Source organism: Streptomyces sp. NPDC006393 (assembly GCF_040628575.1).
Taxonomy (GTDB): Bacteria; Actinomycetota; Actinomycetes; order Streptomycetales; family Streptomycetaceae; genus Streptomyces.
On sequence record NZ_JBEXZD010000015.1, the window covers coordinates 23,123 to 43,603 of the forward strand.

General features: G+C 73.2%; 18 protein-coding genes. 7 read left to right on the forward strand and 11 right to left on the reverse strand.

Going from position 1 to position 20,481, the window contains the following annotated elements:
- Positions 1 to 179 precede the first annotated feature (179 nt).
- The gene (locus tag ABZ484_RS09835; RefSeq protein WP_358865365.1) at positions 180 to 914 is read right to left on the reverse strand and encodes a nucleoside/nucleotide kinase family protein; all 735 of its coding nucleotides are present in this window, start codon (positions 912 to 914) and stop codon (positions 180 to 182) included.
- 212 nt (positions 915 to 1,126) lie between these two features.
- Between ABZ484_RS09835 and ABZ484_RS09840 the strand changes: the two genes are divergently transcribed.
- Together ABZ484_RS09840 and ABZ484_RS09845 are read left to right on the forward strand one after the other, a co-directional pair.
- A complete protein-coding gene (locus ABZ484_RS09840) occupies positions 1,127 to 1,879 on the forward strand; it encodes a beta-phosphoglucomutase family hydrolase (protein ID WP_358865366.1) in 753 nt (250 codons plus the stop codon).
- A complete protein-coding gene (locus ABZ484_RS09845) occupies positions 1,876 to 4,218 on the forward strand; it encodes a glycosyl hydrolase family 65 protein (RefSeq protein WP_358865367.1) in 2,343 nt (780 codons plus the stop codon). Before ABZ484_RS09840 ends, ABZ484_RS09845 begins: the two co-directional genes overlap by 4 nt.
- 12 nt (positions 4,219 to 4,230) lie before the next feature.
- Here the strand turns inward: ABZ484_RS09845 and ABZ484_RS09850 are convergent, their stop codons facing one another.
- Positions 4,231 to 4,614: a BlaI/MecI/CopY family transcriptional regulator gene (locus ABZ484_RS09850; protein ID WP_358865368.1), complete on the reverse strand. Its 384-nt coding sequence runs from the start codon at positions 4,612 to 4,614 to the stop codon at positions 4,231 to 4,233.
- A 283-nt stretch (positions 4,615 to 4,897) separates the two neighbouring features.
- On the opposite strand from ABZ484_RS09850, the gene ABZ484_RS09855 reads away from it, so the two are divergent.
- Positions 4,898 to 6,394, forward strand: a complete 1,497-nt coding sequence (locus ABZ484_RS09855) for a hypothetical protein (RefSeq protein WP_358865369.1) — start codon at positions 4,898 to 4,900, stop codon at positions 6,392 to 6,394.
- The gene (locus ABZ484_RS09860; RefSeq protein WP_358865370.1) at positions 6,391 to 7,338 is read left to right on the forward strand and encodes a lysylphosphatidylglycerol synthase domain-containing protein; all 948 of its coding nucleotides are present in this window, start codon (positions 6,391 to 6,393) and stop codon (positions 7,336 to 7,338) included. The genes ABZ484_RS09855 and ABZ484_RS09860 overlap by 4 nt, the downstream gene beginning before the upstream one ends.
- A gap of 37 nt (positions 7,339 to 7,375) precedes the next feature.
- On the opposite strand, the gene ABZ484_RS09865 is transcribed toward ABZ484_RS09860, so the two are convergent.
- Both ABZ484_RS09865 and ABZ484_RS09870 read right to left on the reverse strand, forming a co-directional pair.
- Positions 7,376 to 8,146 carry a phosphatase PAP2 family protein gene (locus ABZ484_RS09865; protein WP_358865371.1) on the reverse strand — a complete coding sequence of 257 codons (771 nt, stop codon included), beginning with the start codon at positions 8,144 to 8,146 and terminating at the stop codon, positions 7,376 to 7,378.
- A 31-nt stretch (positions 8,147 to 8,177) separates the two neighbouring features.
- Positions 8,178 to 8,846, reverse strand: coding sequence for a DedA family protein (locus ABZ484_RS09870; RefSeq protein WP_358865372.1), 669 nt, complete (start codon positions 8,844 to 8,846; stop codon positions 8,178 to 8,180).
- Positions 8,847 to 9,106: 260 nt separating this feature from the next.
- Between ABZ484_RS09870 and ABZ484_RS09875 the strand changes: the two genes are divergently transcribed.
- Positions 9,107 to 9,592 carry a DUF5709 domain-containing protein gene (locus ABZ484_RS09875; RefSeq protein WP_358865373.1) on the forward strand — a complete coding sequence of 162 codons (486 nt, stop codon included), beginning with the start codon at positions 9,107 to 9,109 and terminating at the stop codon, positions 9,590 to 9,592.
- 21 nt (positions 9,593 to 9,613) lie between these two features.
- On the opposite strand, the gene sthA is transcribed toward ABZ484_RS09875, so the two are convergent.
- Both sthA and ABZ484_RS09885 read right to left on the reverse strand, forming a co-directional pair.
- Complete coding sequence (gene sthA, locus ABZ484_RS09880; RefSeq protein ID WP_358865374.1) at positions 9,614 to 11,017, reverse strand: Si-specific NAD(P)(+) transhydrogenase; 1,404 nt, start codon at positions 11,015 to 11,017, stop codon at positions 9,614 to 9,616.
- Positions 11,018 to 11,144: 127 nt separating this feature from the next.
- Entirely contained in the window at positions 11,145 to 11,348 is a 204-nt protein-coding gene (locus ABZ484_RS09885; RefSeq protein ID WP_358865375.1) for a hypothetical protein, read from the reverse strand.
- Between the two features lie 282 nt (positions 11,349 to 11,630).
- Here ABZ484_RS09885 and ABZ484_RS09890 point away from each other — a divergent pair, with 282 nt between their 5' ends.
- A complete protein-coding gene (locus ABZ484_RS09890) occupies positions 11,631 to 13,505 on the forward strand; it encodes a glycoside hydrolase family 15 protein (RefSeq protein ID WP_358865426.1) in 1,875 nt (624 codons plus the stop codon).
- A gap of 15 nt (positions 13,506 to 13,520) precedes the next feature.
- Here ABZ484_RS09890 and ABZ484_RS09895 read toward each other — a convergent pair whose 3' ends face one another.
- From ABZ484_RS09895 to ABZ484_RS09905, 3 genes are all read right to left on the reverse strand, one after another.
- Positions 13,521 to 14,363 carry a chitosanase gene (locus ABZ484_RS09895; RefSeq protein WP_358865376.1) on the reverse strand — a complete coding sequence of 281 codons (843 nt, stop codon included), beginning with the start codon at positions 14,361 to 14,363 and terminating at the stop codon, positions 13,521 to 13,523.
- Between the two features lie 143 nt (positions 14,364 to 14,506).
- Positions 14,507 to 17,269, reverse strand: a complete 2,763-nt coding sequence (locus tag ABZ484_RS09900; RefSeq protein ID WP_358865377.1) for a SpoIIE family protein phosphatase — start codon at positions 17,267 to 17,269, stop codon at positions 14,507 to 14,509.
- Positions 17,270 to 17,788: 519 nt separating this feature from the next.
- Positions 17,789 to 18,268 (reverse strand): hypothetical protein, encoded by a 480-nt coding sequence (locus tag ABZ484_RS09905; RefSeq protein ID WP_358865378.1) that lies wholly within the window; start codon positions 18,266 to 18,268, stop codon positions 17,789 to 17,791.
- A gap of 262 nt (positions 18,269 to 18,530) precedes the next feature.
- Between ABZ484_RS09905 and ABZ484_RS09910 the strand changes: the two genes are divergently transcribed.
- The gene (locus ABZ484_RS09910; protein ID WP_358865379.1) at positions 18,531 to 18,995 is read left to right on the forward strand and encodes an SRPBCC family protein; all 465 of its coding nucleotides are present in this window, start codon (positions 18,531 to 18,533) and stop codon (positions 18,993 to 18,995) included.
- A 4-nt stretch (positions 18,996 to 18,999) separates the two neighbouring features.
- Here ABZ484_RS09910 and ABZ484_RS09915 read toward each other — a convergent pair whose 3' ends face one another.
- Positions 19,000 to 19,821, reverse strand: coding sequence for a fructosamine kinase family protein (locus ABZ484_RS09915; protein ID WP_358865427.1), 822 nt, complete (start codon positions 19,819 to 19,821; stop codon positions 19,000 to 19,002).
- Positions 19,822 to 19,940: 119 nt separating this feature from the next.
- Positions 19,941 to 20,405: a low molecular weight protein-tyrosine-phosphatase gene (locus tag ABZ484_RS09920; protein ID WP_358865380.1), complete on the reverse strand. Its 465-nt coding sequence runs from the start codon at positions 20,403 to 20,405 to the stop codon at positions 19,941 to 19,943.
- Between the last annotated feature and the right edge of the window lie 76 nt (positions 20,406 to 20,481).

Sequence of the window (20,481 nt, forward strand, 5' to 3'; positions counted from 1 at the left end):
GACGCCTGACGGGCCGACGCCCGAGGGGCCGACGCCCGAGGGGACCCGTCGCCGCCGGGGGACCCCGGGGCCGGGGCCGTGTGCTGTTCGCCCGCCGTCATCCGCCGCGTCACCGCTCCAGGCTCGTACCGGCAGACCCTCTGCCGCACCCACCGGTACGGGCGCCGGCGGGCGGGAGTTCACCCGGCCGCTCCGGCGCGGGCCCCGGCGCCCGTGCCCGAACCAGGTGCCGGCGCGGCACGCCCGCCCCGCACCAGCGCCTCCGGCACGACCAGGTCAGCCCGGTCGCGGGTCGCCGCCACCAGGTCCGCGTTGCGCTGGTCGGTGCCCAGGACCCACGCGACCGCCTGCTCGTGGTCCTTGCCGAACTCCTCGTGCCGGGCGACCAGCCGGCGGATCCGCTCCCGCTCGTCGAGCTCGCAGAACCACACCTCGTCCAGCTGCGGCCGTACCCGCGCCCAGGCACCGGTGTCCAGCAGCAGGTAGTTGCCCTCCGTCACGACCAGCCGGACGGAGGGAGGCACCGGGATCGCGCCCGCGAGCGGCTGTTCCAGGACGCGTTCGAAGCCGGGCGCGTACACCGTCCGGCCGCCGTCCGTCGCCGCGCTCTCGTACTCCTCCCGCAGCCGGCGCAGCAGCGCCGCGTAGCCCGCGGCGTCGAAGGTGTCGGGCGCGCCCTTGCGGTTCCGGCAGCCGAGCCGGTCCAGTTCGGCGTCGGCGAGGTGGAAGCCGTCCATGGGGACGTGCGCGACCCAGGGTTCTCCCGTGCCGTTCAGCGCCCGCGTCAGCCGCTCGGCGAGGGTGGACTTGCCCGCGCCGGGGCTGCCCGCGATGCCGAGGATCGCGCGGTGCCCCTCGCGGGCGAGAGACCGGGCCCGGATGAGGAGATCGTCGAAGGTCGAGGTCGGCGGCACAGGCCCCAGTGTGTCACCCGGTCACCCGGTCGGCCCTCCACGGCGTCGCACCGAGTGCGCCTGATGGTCCGATGGTTGTCGGAAGACATGCGGAAGACATGCGGAAGACATGCGGACGGCATGCGGAAGGTACTCGGAAAGTACGTCGGAAAGTACGTCCCATGTGGCGCGTGACACCCTCTGGGTCCCGCGTCATGGGGAAGGGTGACGGTATGACAGAGCTCGGTCTGCCCCAGACAATCCTGGCCTGCCTCTTCGACCTCGACGGGGTCGTCACCAAGACGGCCGTGGTGCACGCGGCCGCCTGGAAGGAGACGTTCGACGCGTTCCTGCGCGAGCGGGAGGGCGCGAACTACCGGCCGTTCGACGCCGTCGCCGACTACGACGAGTACGTCGACGGCCGCCCCCGCGCCGACGGGGTGCGCACCTTCCTCGCCTCCCGGGGCATCGAACTGCCCGAGGGCAGCCCGGACGACCCGCCGGACGCGCAGACGGTCAACGGGGTCGGCAACCGCAAGAACGAACTCGTGCTGCGGAAGATCCGCACCGACGGTGTGGAGGCCTACGACGGCACCCTGCGCTACATCGGGGCGGTCCGGGCCGCGGGCCTGAAGACGGCGATCGTCTCCTCCAGCGCCAACACCCTGGACGTGCTGCGCTCCATCGACGCCGAACGCCTCTTCGACGTCCGGATCGACGGCGTGGTCGCCCGCGAGCGGAAGCTGCCCGGCAAGCCGCACCCGGACACCTTCCTCGCCGCCGCCCACGACCTGGGGGTCGAGGCGAAGCAGGCCACCGTCTTCGAGGACGCCCTGGCCGGCATGGACGCCGGCCGCTCCGGCCACTTCGGGTACGTCGTCGGCGTCGACCGCGTCGGCCAGAGCGACGCCCTCTACGCGCACGGCGCCGACGTGGTCGTCAAGGACCTCGCCGACCTCCTCACCGGCGAGGGGGGTGCCGCGTGATCACCCACGGCGCGTTCGCGGTGGAGCCGTGGACGGTGCGCGAGACGGAACTCAGCCTGGACGTGCTGGCCCAGAGCGAGTCCGTCTTCGCCCTGTCCAACGGCCACGTCGGCTGGCGCGGCAACCTCGACGAGGGCGAACCGCACGGCCTGCCCGGCTCCTACCTCAACGGTGTCTACGAGGCCCACCCGCTGCCGTACGCCGAGGCCGGCTACGGCTACCCGGAGTCGGGCCAGACGGTCATCAACGTCACCAACGGCAAGATCCTGCGGCTGCTCGTCGACGACGAGCCGTTCGACCTGCGCTACGGCCGGCTCGTCTCCCACGAGCGCGTGCTCGACCTGCGCCGCGGGGTGTTGGAGCGGACCTGCGAGTGGTGCTCGCCGGCCGGCACCCGCATCCGGGTGCGCTCCAACCGCATGATCTCCCTCACCCAGCGGTCCCTCGGCGCGGTGTCCTACGAGGTGGAGGCGGTCGACTGCCACACGCGGGTGGTCATCCAGTCCGAACTCGTCGCCAACGAGCAGCTGCCGCAGACCAAGGGCGACCCGCGCGCGGCGATGGCCCTCGAGGCGCCGCTGGAGCCGGAGGAGCACTTCACCTCCGGTCACCGGCTGCGCCTGGTGCACCGCACCCGCACCAGCGGACTGCGCGTGGCCGTGGCCGCCGACCACGTCGTCTCCGGCCCCGAGCGCACCACGACCAGCTGCGAGAGCCGCCCGGACCTGGCCCGGCTCACGGTCGCCGCCGTTCTGGAGCCGGGGGAGCGGCTGCGCGTGGACAAGCTCGTCGCCCACGGCTGGTCCGGCACCCGCTCCCTGCCGGCGATGAGCGACCAGGTCGACGCGGCCTTGGCGGCCGCCGCGCACGACGGCTGGCAGGGCCTGGTCGAGGAACAGCGGGCGTACCTCGACGACTTCTGGGCGTGCGCGGACGTCGAGGTGGAAGGCGACGAGGAGGTCCAGCAGGCGGTCCGCTTCGGCCTGTTCCATGTGCTGCAGGCCGGGGCCCGTGCCGAGGAGCGGGCGATCCCGGCCAAGGGTCTCACCGGCTCGGGCTACGACGGGCACGCCTTCTGGGACACGGAGATGTTCGTGCTGCCCGTGCTCACGTACACGGCGCCCGGCGCCGTGGCCGAGGCGCTGCGCTGGCGGCAGAACACCCTGCCCGCCGCCCGGGAGCGCGCCGCCCAACTGGGGCTGTGCGGCGCGGCGTTCCCCTGGCGGACCATCGGGGGCGAGGAGGGGTCGGCGTACTGGCCCGCCGGCACGGCCGCCTTCCATGTGAACGCCGACATCGCGCACGCCCTGGTGCGCTACGTCTCCGCCACCGGCGACGAGGACTTCGAGCGTGACACGGGCATGGAACTGCTGGTGGAGACCGCCCGGCTGTGGCGCTCGCTCGGCCACCACGACCACCGCGGCACCTTCCACATCGACGGCGTCACCGGCCCCGACGAGTACAGCGCGATCGCGGACGACAACCTCTACACCAACCTGATGGCCCGGGCGAACCTGCTCGCCGCCGCCGACGTCGTCGAGCGCTACCCGAAGGAGGCGGAGCGGCTCGGCGCCGACGACGAGGAGAGCGCCTCCTGGCGGGACGCCGCCGAGAGCATGAACATCCCCTACAACGCCGAACTGCGGGTGCACGAGCAGCACGCGGGCTTCACCCGCCTCCAGCGCTGGGACTTCGAGGGCACCCGCGCCGACCAGTACCCGCTGATGCTGCACTTCCCCTACTTCGACATCTACCGCAAGCAGGTGATCAAGCAGGCGGACCTGGTGCTGGCGCTGTACACCTGCGGCACCGAGTTCGACGAGGACCACATCGCCCGGAACTTCGCCTACTACGAGCCGCTGACCGTACGGGACTCCTCGCTGTCGGCGTGCATCCAGGCCGTCATCGCCGCGCAGGCGGGCTATCTGCGCCTCGCCTACGACTACACGGTCGAGGCGGCCCTGATGGACCTGGAGGACCTGGAGCACAACACCCGCGACGGGCTGCACATCGCGTCGCTGGCCGGTACCTGGATGGCGCTGGTGACGGGGTTCGGTGGCGCCCGCCGGGCCGGCGAGACGCTGGAGTTCTCGCCGCGGCTGCCGGAGAAGTTCGGCCGTCTGGCCTTCGTCATGCTCTTCCGCGGCCGCCGGCTGCGCGTGGAGTTCACACAGGAGACCGCCACCTACACGCTGCTGTCCGGACCGGCGCTGACGGTCCGCCACCACGGCGAGGCCGTCCCCCTCCGGGCGAACGCCCCCGCGTCCCGCCCGGTCCCGCCGCCGAAGCACCTCCCGTCCCCGGAACAGCCCCCGCACCGACGTCCCAACGCCCGCTGAGGACGCGGACCGTCACGCGGGGCCGCTGGTGAGCAGGTCGCGCAAAGCCCGCTCCTCCTCGGGGCTCAGTCCGGTCACGAACTGCCGCAGGGCGGCGATCGGATCCGGGCCCCGGTCCAGCGCCTCGTGCATGGCCTGGGCGGTCAGCTCCGCGGCGTTCTTCGCGGGCCGGTAGGCGCCCCGCCGCCCGTCGACCTCGCGCAGCACCAGGCCCTTGTCGTAGAGCCGCTTGAGGATGGTGTGCACGGTGTTGTAGGCCAGACCGCCGCCGATCGCCAGCTGGATGTCGGCCGGGGTCAGCGGCCGCTCGGTCGACCACAGCGTCGCGAGGACCTCACTCTCCAGCTCACCCGAGCTGCGCCGTTCCGACCTGCCATGAGGCCCTCTGCCAGCCATGCCCTCAACCTTACAGCGCGTAGTGATGTCAGCCGTCCGGCGGTGTCCCGCCCGGCGGGGCGCCCCGGCGCGGGTTAGGTTGTCCCTGGTTTCGCCGTTTGAACCGTTTCCTTGCCTTATTCGATCGGTTTTCGATTCCTATTGATTTTTACGATATCCACCGAGTTCGCGGACATTTTCGCGACGCTTTCCCGACGATTCCCCGACGTCTTACCCGGCTCCTGTGTCGATCCCGCAGACTGGGGAGCCAGAACCCTACAACGCGTAGGGGTGAGGGGTGGAGATGGCCGACAGTACGCACGCCTTACTCACCGGGACCCGGCGAGCCGGACCGGCGCCCGGACTCGGCCGCGTCCTGCCTTCCCGCCGTGACGTGCCGCTCGCGGCCGTGGCCGCCGCCTTCACCCTGGCCCAGCTCCTCCTCGTCCGCCCCGGCATGGGCCTGGGCTGGGACGAGACCGTCTACGTCAGCCAGGTCAGCCCGCACGCCCCGGCGGCCTTCTTCAGCGCCCCGCGCGCCCGCGGCGTCCCGCTGCTGGTGGCCCCGGTCGCCTCCTGGTCGTCGTCCACCGCCCTGCTGCGCGTCTACCTCGCCGTCCTGTCCGGCCTGGCCCTGTACCTGGCCCTGCGCGTGTGGCGGAATCTGTTCCCCGCCGGGGTCCTGGCCCTGGCCGGCGCCCTGTTCGCCTCCCTGTGGGTCACGCTGTTCTACGGCCCCCAGGCCATGCCCAACTACTGGGTCGCCATCGGCGCCCTGGCCTGCGCGGGCTGCTTCCTGCGCGTCCGCGCGGACCGGCACGACCACGCGGCGCTGTGGGGCCTCGTCGCCGGCTCCGCCCTCATGGCGTGGATGCGGCCGATGGACGCCGTCTGGGCGGTGCTCCCGCTGCTCGTCCTCGCCCTGCTCCGGCGCCGCCGGCGACCGCTCGCCGCCCTGCTCGCCGGCCTCGTCGCCGGCTCCGCCGAGTGGGTGATCGAGGCCTACGTCAGCTACGGCGGCCTGCTGCGGCGGCTGTCCGACGCCTCCGCCATCCAGGGCGGCCTCGGCTGGCACATCGCCGTGTCCGACCAGCTGCGCAGCCTGGGCGGGCGGACCCTGTGCCGCCCCTGCACGGGCGGGCTGCCGAACCCGCTGGTCACGGCCTGGTGGTACGTCCTGCCACTGCTCGCCGTGCTGGGCCTCGCCCTGGCCCGGCGGGCCCGGCGCACCCCGCCCACACTCATCGCGCTGGCCTGCGGCGCCTCGGCAGCCTTCCCCTACCTGTTCATGATCGGCTACGCGGCGCCGCGCTTCCTGCTGCCCGCCTACGCCCTGCTCGCGATCCCGGTCGCCGACGCCCTGGTCCACCTCGTACGCAACCCCGACGGCACCTGGCGGCCGGTGGCACTGGGCCTCGTCTGCCTCGGACTGGCCCTCCACCTGGGGGTCCAGTACGCCGTCCTCGCGCACACCGTCGACCGGACCACCGCCGACCGCCGGGAGTGGGACCACGTCGCCGCCGCCCTGCACCGCCTCGGAGTACGCCCACCCTGCCTGCTCACCGGACAAGAGGCCATCCCGATCGCCTTCTACACCGGCTGCGACTCCGCCGCGACCGACGGGCACAACGCCAACTCCACCCGGGCGATCATCGAGGACACCGCCCGGCGGATCCCGGTCGCCACCCTCGTCGCCGCGAGCGGGTCCCCGCCCCCCTACGCCCGCGCTTGGCCCTTCCAGCAGATGGGCGACCTGCGCCTGTACGTCGCGCCGACGGCGCAGAAGGGTGGCGCCACATGACCTCCCCGCTCCTCACCGCCACGGCCGGCCTGCGGGGCCGCGCCTGGTGGCACACCGGGGCCACGCTCGCCGTGCTGCTGTGCGCCGCCTACCTCGGCCGGCGCCACTGGCCCGTGCTCGAGACCGGCGCCGGCCGGCTCGCCACCGCCGACCAGGCCTGGCTGCTGGTGGCCGCGACGGCCGCCGTCGCCACCTGGGCGTGCTCGGCCCTCGCCCAGCAGGGCGCGGTGGCCGAGCCCCTGCCGGGCGGCCGGCTGGTCGCCGCGCAGTTCGCCGCCTCCGCCGCCAACCACGTCCTGCCCGCCGGCCTCGGCGCCGGCGCGGTCAACCTGCGCTTCCTCATGCGCTGCGGGCTGTCCGCCGGCCGCTCGGCGAGCGCGCTCGCGGTCAAGGCCGCCGCCGGTGTCCTCGCCCGCGCCGTCCTGATCGCCGTCCTGGCCGCGGCCTGCCCGGGCGTCCTGCGGATCCCGCGCGTCCCGGGCACCGTCGTGGCCGCCGTCCTGGGCGCCGTGGTGCTGGTGACCGTGCTGGTGCGCGGCCCGCTGCGGTCCCGGTGCGGGCCCGCGATGGCGTCGGTGCTGACCGACATCCGGGCCGTGCACTCCCGGCCGCGCCGGGCCGCCGCCCTGTGGGGCGGCTCGCTCGCCTTCGCCTCGGCGCACTCGCTGGTGCTGGTCGCCGTCACGCAGGCCGTCGGACTGCCGCTGTCCCCGGCCCGGGTGGCCCTGCTCTACCTCGCCGCGAGCAGCGCCGCCGCCCTGCTGCCCACTCCCGGTGGCCTCGGCTCCCTGGACGCCGCGCTCGCCTTCGCGCTGACCACCGGCGGCGCCCCCGCCACCACGGCCGCCTCCGCCGTCCTCGGCTACCGCCTTCTGACGGTCTGGCTCCCCCTCGTCCCCGGCCTCCTGGTCCTGACGGCCCTGATCCGCCGCAGGGCGGTGTGAGGGGCGGGGGCGTGAGGCGCAGGCCGGGTACCTCATGTCACCCGGAGCCCGATCGTCCTGGGCCCCCGGGAGGTTCCGGGGGCGTGGGTCGCTCCGGGGAGCCACCCGGTGGCGTTCGCACGTCGGTCCTGACGCGTGCGGGGAGCCACCGGGCCGCCGCGCACAGCCACATCCCGAGCCAGCCCGCGGCGAAGAGCCAGCCGCCGAGCACGTCGGTGAACCAGTGCACCCCGAGATAGACGCGGGTCAGCCCCACCAGCACGCCCCAGCAACCGGCGACGAGGCAGAGCGCCGTACGGCCGCGCGGGGCGCGCACGACGATCGCGAGGATCAGCAGTCCGGCGGTCAGCGCCGACGTGGTGGTGTGCCCCGAGGGGAACGCCCAGCCCGAGGCGTACGCCTCCCAGTCCGGCCGCGGCGGCCGGGGGCGGGCCACCAGTTCCATGACGCCGTGCCGCACGGCCTGCCCGAGGGCCAGACAGGCGACGCCCAGGGCCGCCGCGACCGTACGCCGCCGCGCCGTGCCCCCGAAGGCGATCCCGGCCAGCACGACCAGGACGTACGGCACGACACCCGTCCCGGTGGCGGTCAGCCCGCGTGCCGCCGCCACCGCCACCTCCGGGCGGTGGCCGAGGGACCAGGACAGCAGGTCCTCGTCCACCGACAGCGGTCTGCCACGACCGCCGACGACGAAGCTCACCACGGCGAACGCCGCCCACGCCCCGATCCCGAGGCTGCCCGCCAGCTCCGCGGTGTCCGTCGGCCGTACCGGCCGTATGTATCGCGTGTGCCGTATGTGCCGCGTCATGACACCGGCGGCCGTCCGGACCGGGCGAGGATCATCCGCGCGCCTCCTTCGCCTTCGCGTCGCGGCGGGAACGCAGGACCTCGGCGGCGAGCGGGATCAGCGACACGAGGACGATCAGCGCGATCACGGGCAGCAGATACCTGTCGATGTCGGGGACCGACGATCCGAGCGCGTATCCCGCCAGGGTGAGGCCGGCGCTCCAGACGAGACCGCCCGTGACCTGCCACACCGTGAACGTCCGCACCGGCACCCCCAGGGCGCCGGCCATCGGATTGAGCACCGTACGCACCACCGGGACGAAGCGCGCCAGCACGATCGCCTTCGCGAAGCCGTACCGCTCCAGGAGCTCCTCGGCACGCCGCGCCCCCTCGTGCAGCCTGGGGGAGCGGCTGCGGGCGAGCAGCGCGCCGCCCGCCTTGCGGCCCAGCAGATAGCCGCACTGCGAACCGGCGAGCGCCCCCACCACGGCGGCGAGCAGCAGCGGGGCCAGGGACAGCTTCACGCCCCGGTCGGCCGTGCCCGTGCACAGCAGGCCCGCGGTGAACAGCAGCGAGTCGCCGGGCAGGAAGAAGCCGATCAGCAGCCCGGTCTCGGCGAACATCACCACGCCGACGCCGAGCACACCGAAGGCGGCCAGCAGCGACCGCGCGTCCAGCACGTTCACGGCGAGCTGCGACGACAGGTACGAGGCAGCGATCATCGTCGCGGGCCCTTTCCGTCGGGTCGGCGGACGCGCGCGATCGCGCCCGAGGAGTGACTACACATCTGTAGACCGTCTACCGAACTGTAGACGAAAACAGGATCAGCGGTGTTCCCGCGCCCGCCCCTCGGGTGAACGCCTGCGCGAACGGACGAATCCGCCGCCGCGGGAGATGATGCGCCGCCGGGTGATTGGGCCGGGCGCGGCGGGAAACGCGAATCAGGGCACTCCGACACCGAGCCCGTCGCGAGGGAGGACCCGTGAGCAGCGATCCGATGGCCGACGACGCCTACCAGCCCACCGGGAGCAACGAGGAGCAGGAGGACGCCGCGCCGCTGGACATGCAGGACGCGGTGGACGAGCGGACCTACGACGACACCCTGGACGAGGGCTACTCCCCGCCCGAGCGGCCGCTCGGCGTCGACAAGTACGGTACGACGGCCGCCGAACAGCACGACGGCGAGAGCCTGGACCAGCGGCTGGCCCAGGAGCGGCCCGACGTGGCGGAGCAGGAGGGCGACGACATCGGCGACCTGCCCGGCGGCGAGGGGGAGCCGGTCGACCCGGAGGCGGGCACGGACCGCGCCGGCCGGCTGGTGGCCCCGGACGAGGGTGCGCACACCGACACCACCAAGGACGAGATCGCCGCCGACAAGGGCGTCGACGCGGGAGCCGCCGGAGCCGAGGAGGCCGCCGTGCACATCGTCGACGACGACAGCACCCTCCCCGACGACACGGGGCGCTGAACCCCCTCGGATCCCGCCGGCTCAGTCCCCGAGCCGGTCGATCTGCCGCAGCTTGTTCGTCGCGTCCAGGGCGGCGACCTTGTACGACTCCGCAAGCGTCGGGTAGTTGAACACCGCGTCGACCAGGTAGTCCACCGTGCCGCCGCAGCCGATGACCGTCTGCCCGATGTGGATCAGCTCCGTGGCCCCGGTGCCGAAGCAGTGCACCCCGAGCAGCGTGCGGTCCTCCGGCGAGACCAGCAGCTTCAGCATGCCGTGCGAGTCGCCCATGATCTGCCCGCGGGCCAGCTCCCGGTAGCGGGACACGCCCACCTCGAACGGCACCCGGTCCTCGGTGAGCCGGTCCTCGGTCCGCCCGACGAAGCTGATCTCCGGGATGGTGTAGATCCCGATGGGCTGAAGACCGTGCATGCGGCCGACGGGCTCGCCGCAGGCGTGGTACGCCGCCGCCCGGCCCTGCTCCATGGAGGTCGCCGCGAGCGCCGGGAAGCCGATCACGTCACCGACCGCGTAGATGTGCGGCACCTGCGTGCGGTAGTGCTCGTCCACCGCGATCCGGCCGCGCGCGTCGGCGGCCAGCCCGGCCTTGTGCAGGTCCAGCCCGTCGGTGAGGCCCTGCCGGCCCGCCGAGTACATCACCGCGTCCGCCGGTATCTTCTTGCCGCTCTCCAGAACGGTCAGCGTGCCGTTCTGATGCCGCTCGACGGCGGCCACCGTCTCCCCGAACCGGAAGGTGACGGCGAGGTCGCGCAGGTGGTAGCGGAGCGACTCGACGATCTCGACGTCGCACATGTCGAGCATGCCCGCCCGCCTCTCGACCACGGTGACCTTGCTGCCGAGCGCGGCGAACATGGAGGCGTACTCCATGCCGATCACCCCGGCGCCGACGATGACCATGGACCGCGGCACCCGCTCCAGCGTGAGCACGTTGTCGGAGTCCATGATCGTGCGCCCGTCGAACTCGACGCTGTCGGGGCGGGCCGGGCGCGTACCGGTGGCGATCACGATGTGGTCGGCGGTCAACAGCCGTTCGTCGCCGGTCACTTCGCGCAGGGCGACGGTGTGGTCGTCCACGAAGCGGCCGGTCCCGGCGAACAGGGAGACGTGGTTGCGGGAGAGCTGGCTGCGGATGACGTCCACCTCGCGGTCGACCACGTGCCGGGTGCGCGCGGTCAGGTCGGCGACGGTGATGTCCTCCTTCAGGCGGTAGCTCTGCCCGTACAGATCGCGCTGGGTGAGTCCGGTGAGATAGAGCACCGCCTCGCGCAGGGTCTTGGAGGGGATGGTGCCGGTGTGGATGGAGACCCCGCCGACCATGTCGGGGCTGTCCACGACGGCGACCCGGCGGCCCAGCTTGGCCGCGGCGATGGCGGCCTTCTGGCCGCCCGGTCCGGATCCGATCACGAGCATGTCGAAGTCGCGCACGCACCGGAGTCTGACAGCACAACGCCCCCCGCCGAAAGAGCCCGGAGGGACCGGGGCGGCACCCCCGGTCCCTCAGTCCCTCCCGGCTCCCCCTGACGGCCGGCGGACCCGCACGGTCCGCCGACGGCTAAGGCAGCAGCTTGTCCAGGGCGGCCGGGCCCTCCGTTTCGATCTTGCGCTTGGCCCACTCCAGGTTGCGCGGGGTGATGTCCCGGCCCGCGGCCAGCACTATGTCCTCGGGCGAGACGTCGGTGCCGGTACGGGCGTGGAGCACGCTGTCCGGGGTGCGGCCCCCGGCCCAGCGGGATGCATCGGGTTGTGACGTCGACATGTGTCCTCCTCGGCTCCGGCCGGGTCCCCGCCCGGGTCCGGACTGCGCCGCCCGTGCTGCGGGACCGGGACCTTCTCCCACCATTGCCCGGCGCGCCGCACCCTGCATCCGGAAGGGCGCGCCGTACCGGCCGGGACGGCCCCGGCCGGTTGTGGGGCATCTGCCCGCCGCGTCCGAAAACATCCCTCCAGGCCGTCCGCTCCTAAGCTGGAAGGGCCCGAGAAGGCCGGACAGCGGCTCGCTCCGGAGGCTGTCCGCGTGCCCAGACAGGAGGCCGCCGCGATGGCCGACACCCCGAGCCCGTATCCCGCCTCCGGCACGCCGTCCCGGCCCGGCGCGCCCGGCTATGTGCCGATCGCCGAGCACGGGCTGATCGGCGACCTGCGCACCGTCGCCCTCGTCGGCAGCGACGGCACGATCGACTGGTACTGCTGCCCCGCCTTCGACGCCCCCAGTGTCTTCGCGGCGGTGCTGGACGCCGAGCGGGGCGGCTGCTTCGAGCTCGCCGCGGCCGAGGCGGCACGCACCAAGCAGTTCTACTTCCCCGACACCAACGTGCTGATCACCCGGTTCTTCACCGAGGACGGCGTCGGCGAGGTGCAGGACTTCATGCCGGTGTCCGGTGCCTCGGGCGGCGGCGGGGAGGCCGAGAGGCACCGGCTCATCCGGCGGGTGCTGTGCGTGCGCGGCAACCTCCCCTTCCGCGCGCGGGTGGCGCCACGCTTCAACTACGGTGCCGACCCGCACACGCTCCAGGCCCAGGGCTGCATGGTCCTGTTCGAGTCGGCGACCCTGTCCCTCGGCCTGACGGCCACCGTGCCCCTGGAGATCGACGGCCCGGACGTGCGGGCGGACTTCAAGCTCGCCGAGGGCGAGTCGGCGGTCTTCGCCCTCGACCAGGTGGGCGGCGAGGTGGCACCGCGCCGGTGCGCGCACCTGGAGGCCGAGGAGCAGTTCGCGGCCACCGTGGCGTACTGGCGGCGCTGGCTGGCGCAGTCCCGCTACCGGGGCCGCTGGCGGGAGCGGGTGCACCGCTCCGCGCTCACCCTGAAGCTGCTCACCTACGCCCCGACCGGCGCCATCATCGCCGCACCCACCACGAGCCTGCCCGAACGCATCGGCGGCGAGCGCAACTGGGACTACCGCTACGTCTGGGTCCGCGACGCCGCGTTCGCCGTCTACGCGCTGCTGCGCCTCGGCTTCACCGGCGAGGCCGAGGCCTTCATGCGGTTCCTGACCCAGCACATCAGCCCGGGCGACGGGAGGGCCGACGGGAAGCCCAACGGCCCGCTGCAGATCATGTACGGCATCGACGGCCGCTGCGAGCTCCCCGAGCGTGTGCTCGCTCACCTGGAGGGACACCACGGCTCGGCCCCGGTGCGGGTCGGCAACGCCGCCGCCGACCAGCTCCAGCTCGACATCTACGGCGCCCTGATCGATTCGATCTACCTCTTCGACAAGTGGGCCCAGCCGATCTCCAGCTCCCAGTGGGACGACGTGTGCGCCCTGGTGAACTGGGTCTGCGACAACTGGGACCAGCCCGACGAAGGCGTCTGGGAGACCCGAGGCGGCCGGAAGAACTTCCTGTACTCGCGCCTGATGTGCTGGGTGGCCATCGAACGCGCCATCCGGCTGGCCAACCGCCGCGGGCTGCCCGCCGACCTGCCCCGGTGGCGGCAGAACCGGGACGCGATCTACCGCCGCATCATGGACCGCGGCTGGTCGGCCGGGCGCCAGGCCTTCGTCCAGTACGAGGACGGCGACGTGCTGGACGCCGCCGTGCTCATGATGCCGCTGGCGAAGTTCATCGCGCCGACCGACCCCAAGTGGCTGTCCACCCTGGACGCGCTGACGGAGGACCTGGTCTCCGACTCCCTGGTCTACCGCTACGACCCGCGCTCCAGCCCCGACGGACTGCGCGGCGACGAGGGCACGTTCTCCATCTGCTCGTTCTGGTACGTGGAGGCCCTCACCCGGGCCGGCCGGCTCGACGAGGCACGGCTCGCCTTCGAGAAGATGCTCACCTACGCCAACCACCTCGGCCTGTACGCCGAGGAGATCGGCCGCACCGGCGAGCAGCAGGGCAACTTCCCGCAGGCGTTCACCCACCTGTCCCTGATCAGCGCCGCCTACAACCTCGACCGCGCCCTCGGCTGACGCCGATGTGGCGGGTCAGCCGATGTGGTACGGGTCCCCGTACACCTTCCAGTCCAGCGGCGGGTTCAGGTCGAGGTTGCGCGCGCGAAGGAACACCCGCTGCTCGGTGTCGACCCTGCTGGTGTCGCTGTGCGCCTCCTCCTGCTTCATGGCCCACACCCGCGCGTCCAGGAACGCGTCGAGGTACGTCACCTCGTCGCCGCCCCGCGCCGGCGGCTGCGCGGCGCGCAGGGCCCGCTTGCGTATGTTGCGGAAGCTGGTCGGGTCGTCGCCGTCGCCGTGCATCACGATCGCGTCGTAGTAGGCGAACTGGCCGAGCGCGCGCAGCCCGTCCGCCTTGCCCTGCCGGACGGCCGGGTCGAAGTAGACGCGGTCCCGCTCGTCGTTCTGCGCCTGCTGGAAGGCCGTGTCCCGGGCCGCCTCGCGCCAGTCCCCGGGGAAGTCCGGGTCCAGCCCCTCGTGCGAGTCGGTGCCGTTCACCCGGCGCAGGGCCGGGAGGTACCCGGCCAGGACATTGCCGGGCTCGCGGTCGGTGTACAGCTGGACCAGGTCGAGCATGTCGCCGGTGCCGGAGCAGAAGCCGATGATGCCGGCGGTGTAGCCGCGGCCGTCGCCGATGTCCTCGATGTACCGGTACTGCGCCTTCCAGTCCAGCGAGGAGTTCTCCGCGCTCGACACCAGCCGCATGGCGATCTCCTTCTTCGCCGGGTCGTCCAGTCCCGGTGCCGCCGCGGGTGCCGCCGCCACGCGCGGGGCGTCGAGCAGGGGGACGGCGGCCAGTGACACGCCCATGAGGGCGAGGACGGTGCGGCGGGAGACGGCGGCGGGCAGGGCCGCGCCGGGGTTCGGATGCACCATGGGGGGCTCCAAGAGTGAGTGGGGGGTGGAGAGTTGGCGTCCGATACCAACTAATAGGAAGGTTTACTATCAGGGCATCGAACGTGTGGGCACCCGTCGAACACGAAATTCGTAGAAACGAACGAGAGCGTGCCTCGGGGCCGTCAGGGCAGCGGCTGCTCCGCCCAGATCACCTTGCCGGTCGGCGTGTACCGGGTGCCCCAGCGTTCGGCCAGCTGCGCCACCAGGAACAGTCCGCGGCCGCCCTCGTCCGTCGTGGTGGCGTAGCGCAGATGCGGCGAGGTGCTGCTGCTGTCGAAGACCTCGCAGATCAGGGCGCGTTCACGCAGCACCCGCACCTGGATGGGCGTGCTGCCGTAGCGGATGGCGTTGGTGACCAGCTCGCTCAGGATCAGCTCCGTGGTGAACGCCAGCTCCTCGAGTCCCCACTCGGTCAGCCGCCGGCCCACCGCCGCCCGCACATCCGCGACGGCCGCCGGGTCCGCGGGCACGTCCCACTCGGCGACCCGGTCCCCGCCCAGGGCCCGGGTACGCGCCACGAGCAGCGCGATGTCGTCGCCCGGCCGGAACGGCTGCCGGGTGTCGAGCACCGCCCGGCATGTCTCCTCGGGCGACTCGCCGGCCGAGGCGAGCTCTTCGCGCAGCTCCTCCAGCCCGGCGTCGATGTCCCGTTCCCGGTCCTCCACCAGCCCGTCGGTGTACAGGACCAGTCGGCTGCCCTCCGCGAGCTCGAGTTCGGCCGTCTCGAACGGCAGTCCGCCCAGTCCGAGCGGGGGACCGGCGGGCACGTCCGCGAACACCACCTCGCCCCCCGGCCCGATCACGGCGGGCGGCGGATGGCCCGCGCGGGCCATGGCACAGCGCCGGGAGACCGGGTCGTAGATCGCGTAGAGGCAGGTCGCGCCGATGACGGGGGCGCTGGCGCCGTCCGCCGTCTCGTCCTGGTCGATGCGGCCGACCAGTTCGTCCAGCAGCCCGAGCAGTTCGTCCGGCGGCAGGTCCAGCGCGGAGAAGTTGTGCACCGCGGTCCGCAGCCGGCCCATGGTGGCCGCCGCGTGCAGCCCGTGCCCCACCACGTCCCCGACCACGAGCGCGACCCGTGCCCCGGACAACGGCAGGACGTCGAACCAGTCACCGCCCACCCCCGCCTGCGCCGGCAGATAGCGGTAGGCGATGTCCAGGGCGCTCTGCTCGGGCAGGCTCCGCGGCAGCAGACTGCGCTGCAAGGTGACCGCCATGCCGTGCTCGCGCGTGTAGCGGCGGGCGTTGTCGATCGAGACCGCGGCCCGCGCCACCAGCTCCTCGGCCAGGGCCAGCTCCTCGGCGTCGAAGGGCTCGGCCTTCTCGGACCGCCAGAAGTTGACCAGGCCCAGGACCACGGACCCGGCCCGCACCGGAACCGTGATCAGCGAGTGGATGCCGTACTGCACCACCTGCCCGGTCCGCTCCAGGTCCTGCGCCAGCCAGCCCGGGGCCGCCTCCAGCCGGGGCTCCAGGACCGGCCGCCGGGTGCGCAGACCGTCCGCCTGCGGAGAGGAGGGGATGAAACGGATCTGCCGTCCCACCGGGTACAGCGGCGCGTCGTCGCGGATCCCGCCGTACGCGGTACGCCGCAGCGCGTCCCCCGGATCCGGCTCCTCGCCGCGCAGCACGGCGTCGTACAGGTCCACGGTGACGAAGTCCGCGAACCGGTCCACCGCCACCTGGGCCAGTTCCTCGGCGGTCCGGGTCACGTCCAGGGTGGTCCCGACGCCCACACCGGCGTCGTAGAGCAGGCTCAGGCGCTCACGCGCCACCTCGGCGCGGCCGGAGAGGGCGCGCAGCTCGGTGGAGTCGCGCAGGGTGGCCACGCTGCCCGACGGGCCGCCCTCCAGATCGGTGGGCCGCTGGTTGATCGCCAGCAGCCGGTCGCCGACCAGGTGCACCTCGTCGGTGGCGACCCGCCCGGACGCCAGCAGGTCGGCGATGTCGGGGGCGAGACCGAGATCGGGCACGCGCCGCTTCTCCGCGTCCGGCGGCAGGTCCAGCAGGCGGTGCGCCTCGTCGTTGGCGAGCAGCAGCTCGCCCTCGTCGCCCACGATGATCACACCCTCGCGCACCGAGTGCAGCACCGCGTCGTGGTGCTCGTACATCCGGGTCATCTCGCCCGGCCCCAGCCCGTGGGTCTGACGCATCAACCGCCGGCTGACCAGCGCCGTACCCGCCGTGGCCAGGGCCAGACCCGCCGCCGCGGCGCCCAGCACCACGGGCAGCTGACGCTCCGCGAGACCGCCCACGCTCTGCGTGGTGATGCCGGCCGACACCAGGCCCACCACCGTGCCGTCCGGGGCCTTGACCGGCACCACGGCCTGCACCAGCTCCCCGATGGTCCCGTGGATCTCCTCGACAACGGTGCCGCCGCGCAGCGCGGGCTCGATGGTGCCCACGAACTTCTTGCCGATGCGGTTCCGCTCGGGGTGGGTGTAGCGGATCCCGTCGGTGTTCATGACGACGATGAAGTCGACGTGCGCCGCCATGCGGGCGGCCTCGGCCCGCGGCTGAAGGACCGCCGTCGGGTCGGGGGCGGCCAGCGCCGCGCGGGTCCCCGGCGCGTTGGCGAAGGTCTCGGCGACGGCGAGCGACCGGTTGCGGGCCTCTTCGGTGCTGTCGTGCTGCACCTGGAGGACGAGCGCCCCCACCGCCGCCAGCACCAGCAGCAGCACGATGACGACCTGAAGGACGAACACCTGTCCGGCGAGTGTGCGTCCGCGCAGCGCGGCCCGCACACCCGTGGACCGTCCGCCCGCGCCCCGGGTCCGCTCGGCGCGCTCACGGGCTCGCCGAGCGGGGCCAGGCGCCTGCTCGAGGCGCTGACCGCGGAGACGGCTGGTCGACCGGGTGCCGGTTCGACCCGGGAGTCGCACCATGAGGCGACTCTATAGGGCGGCAACTATGTCCAGGCGGTCCCGCGTACGGCGTTGGGGTCCCGATCGAAGGCATCGCGGCCACGGCCCCGCACCAGGTCTGGGAGACGTGCCTGAGACACCGGCCGATGTGGCATCGGCGCTCACGGCGACGAACGACGGCGCGACCGCCCTGCCCCCCGGGTGCGGGCACAGTCGCGCGGCCGGGGCGGCGCACGACGGGCGCTCCAGAAGATCCCTCACGGACGCGACGAGGGAGTGCTCCGGTGGTGTCACCGCAGCGTGGCAATCGAGTGGAGCGGCGGTCGCACCTGTGCGCACGCCATCCCGGACCGGTACCCGGGTGTGCGAAGTGTTCGCCAAGACGGACCTTCACCCCCAGGAGAAGATCACCACGGCCGTCCACACCTGGAAGCGGCGCATCGGAGCCCTCGGCACCGTCCTGGGGCTGGGCATGAACGGGTCCTGACCAAAGCGACCGGAGCGGCCCGGCGTGTGCCTACGGCCGCTCCGGCCTGGGCGTCAGCGGGTGCCCCACGTGCCCTGGTTGACGGCGCAGTTCCAGCCGGAGCCGTGCAGGGTGAGCTTCAGCTTGTAGCTGCGGGTGTTCAGCAGGTGGGTGTGGACCTTGAAGCCGAGGCTCGCCCTGCCCTTGAAGGTCGAGGTGTAGACCGACACGGTCTGCGACGTCTTGTGGCTGATCCTGCCGCCCTTGGCCGTCGCCGAGCCGAAGCGCAGGTTCTTGGCGTTGGTGACCGTGAAGGTGACCTTCTTGAAGCTCTTGCCGGTCTTGCTCTTGATACCGAAGTACAGGCCCCCGTTGGTCACCCAGCCGTTGTGGTCGACGTAGAACCGGGTCGGATAGACGATGTTGACGGGGCAGCCCGAGCTCTTGGCGGTGACGGTGGGCGCCGCGGAGGCGGCACCGGCCAGGCCCAGCTGGGCGGCGGTGACCACCCCGGCTGCGGCCAGGGCTGCGACGGTCGTGCGAGTGCGGTTCACGTGATGGTCCCTTTCCCCCTGCGGCCCCGACGGGCCGCGACGGCATGACCCGCGGCGCACCCCCGTGGTACGCCCGCATGCCTGTGACGCCGTATTTCTTAGCATGTGCCGGTCCCGGAGGAGCAACGGAAGTGGCCCCGGGGCGACTTGGTGACGAAATCAGGACATGAGCCGGTCAATCCGGCGGACGCCAGGCGTTAGTGACGGCACGTCACATGGCTGTTCCGTCCGGAACGAGCGTCAGGCGCAGTACGGTACCGCTGTGTACACCACGACGGTCTCCCGGCATGTGAAGGCGCCGCCCGCCGCCGTGTACCGGGCGCTCGTCGACCCGGACGCGGTGGCGGCGTGGCGGGTCCCGGAGGGCATGACCAGCCACGTCCACGAGTTCGATGCCCGCGAGGGCGGCAGGTTCCGGGTCTCCCTCGTCTACGACGAGCCCGGCGCCGAGGGGAAGTCCGGTGGCCGCACGGACACCTACCGGGGCCATTTCGCGCGGCTGGTGCCGGACGAACTGGTCGTCGAGGTCCTCGAGTTCGAGACGGACGACGACGCGCTGCGCGGCGCGATCACGATGACCACGTCCCTCACCGAGGTGCGGGGCGGGACGGAGGTCGTGATCCGGCACGAGGGAATGCCGGACGCCGTCCCGCCCCAGGACAACGAACTGGGCACCCGGATGGCTCTGGACAACCTCGCCCGGCTGGTGGAGCACGCGCGGGGGTGAGCGCTCAGCGGCCGGCGCCGCGGGCCGCCTCGACGGCCTGGCGGGCGTAACCGCGGCCGAACAGCACGGTGTGCACCAGCAGCGGGAACAGCTGGTGCAGCCCGATGCGGTCGGCCCAGCCGTCGGCGAGCGGCGCCACCTCCTGGTAGCCCTCCAGCACCCGGTCCAGATGCGGGCAGCCGAACAGGTGCAGCATCGCCAGGTCGGTCTCGCGGTGCCCGCCGTGCGCCGCCGGGTCGATCAGCCAGGCCTGCCCGTCCGCGCCCCACAGCACATTGCCGCTCCACAGGTCGCCGTGCAGTCGCGCGGGCGGCTCGGCGGGACCGGAGAGCTCCGGCAGCCGTTCCAGGACACCTTCGACCACGGCCGCCTCGGCGGGGCGGAGCGTGCCGTGGTCGACCGCGCGCCGCAGATAGGGAAGGACGCGGTGCTCGGCGTACCAGCGCGGCCAGTCGTCGCCGGGGGCGTTGCGCAGGGGCGCGAGTCCGATGTACGCCCGTTCGGGGCCGCCCGGGGGAGGGGCCCCGAACGCGGGGGCCCCGGCGGCGTGCAGGGCCGCGAGGCCACGGCCGAGGCGGACCGCCGCCCGCACGCTCGGCCGGCCCGGAGGGACCCGGTCCGTCACGAGCCAGCGCCCGTCGCGACCGTGTACGGCGGGGATCGCGACGGCGCCCGCGGCGGCCAGCCAGCGCAGCCCCGCCGCCTCGGCGCACACCGCGCCCGGCTCGTCACCGCGCTTGGCCATCACCACCCGCCCGCCGTCGAGCGTCACTTCGGCGAGCGTCGAGGACAAAGGGCGCACGTCTGCGACCCGACGGCCCGTCAGCCGGGCCGCCGCGGCACCCGGGTCGTCCGGGCCGGCACCCGCGTGGTCCCGGCCCCCACCCGGGTGGTCCGGGCCGGCACCCCCGTGGTCCGCGTCGTGCGGGCCGTCGGTGCCGGCGGTCACGACGGCAGGCGTCCGTGCACCCAGGCCAGCAGTCCGGGCACCGCGGCCTCGATCATGGCCAGCACCTCCTCGAACCCCTCCGGACCGCCGTAGTACGGGTCGGGGACGTCGAGGTCGCCGGTGGCGTCCGGGTCGAAGGAGCGCAGCATCCGCACCCGGGACGGATCGTCGACGAGCCGGCGCAGCGCCTTCTCGTGGCCGCGGTCCATGGCCAGGAACAGGTCGGCGTCCAGGTGCTCGGCGCCGACCTGTGCGGCGACGTGCTCGACCGGGTAGCCGTGCCGGGCCAGTGCCTCGCCGGCCCGCTCGTCGATGGGCTCCCCGGCGTGCCACGGCCCGATGCCGGCGCTGGTGACCCGCACCGTCCCGTCCAGCCCCGCCCGGCGCAGATGCTCGGCGAACACCAGGGCCGCGGACGGAGACCGGCAGATGTTCCCGCTACAGACAAAACAGATGTGCACGGCCCCAGGGTACGAGGCGGCACCTCGAGGCCGAGTGTGGGTTCGTCGACGGCGCGCGGACCCGTCGCGGGCGGCG

Bases quoted from the DNA above. Each gene is read 5' to 3' on its own strand.
- ABZ484_RS09840 (WP_358865366.1), top strand. From the start codon at position 1,127: ATGACAGAGCTCGGTCTGCCCCAGACAATCCTGGCCTGCCTCTTCGAC.
- ABZ484_RS09850 (WP_358865368.1), bottom strand. From the start codon at position 4,614: ATGGCTGGCAGAGGGCCTCATGGCAGGTCGGAACGGCGCAGCTCGGGT.
- ABZ484_RS09855 (WP_358865369.1), top strand. From the start codon at position 4,898: ATGGCCGACAGTACGCACGCCTTACTCACCGGGACCCGGCGAGCCGGA.
- ABZ484_RS09860 (WP_358865370.1), top strand. From the start codon at position 6,391: ATGACCTCCCCGCTCCTCACCGCCACGGCCGGCCTGCGGGGCCGCGCC.
- ABZ484_RS09865 (WP_358865371.1), bottom strand. From the start codon at position 8,146: ATGACGCGGCACATACGGCACACGCGATACATACGGCCGGTACGGCCG.
- ABZ484_RS09870 (WP_358865372.1), bottom strand. From the start codon at position 8,846: ATGATCGCTGCCTCGTACCTGTCGTCGCAGCTCGCCGTGAACGTGCTG.
- ABZ484_RS09885 (WP_358865375.1), bottom strand. From the start codon at position 11,348: ATGTCGACGTCACAACCCGATGCATCCCGCTGGGCCGGGGGCCGCACC.
- ABZ484_RS09890 (WP_358865426.1), top strand. From the start codon at position 11,631: ATGGCCGACACCCCGAGCCCGTATCCCGCCTCCGGCACGCCGTCCCGG.
- ABZ484_RS09895 (WP_358865376.1), bottom strand. From the start codon at position 14,363: ATGGTGCATCCGAACCCCGGCGCGGCCCTGCCCGCCGCCGTCTCCCGC.
- ABZ484_RS09900 (WP_358865377.1), bottom strand. From the start codon at position 17,269: ATGGTGCGACTCCCGGGTCGAACCGGCACCCGGTCGACCAGCCGTCTC.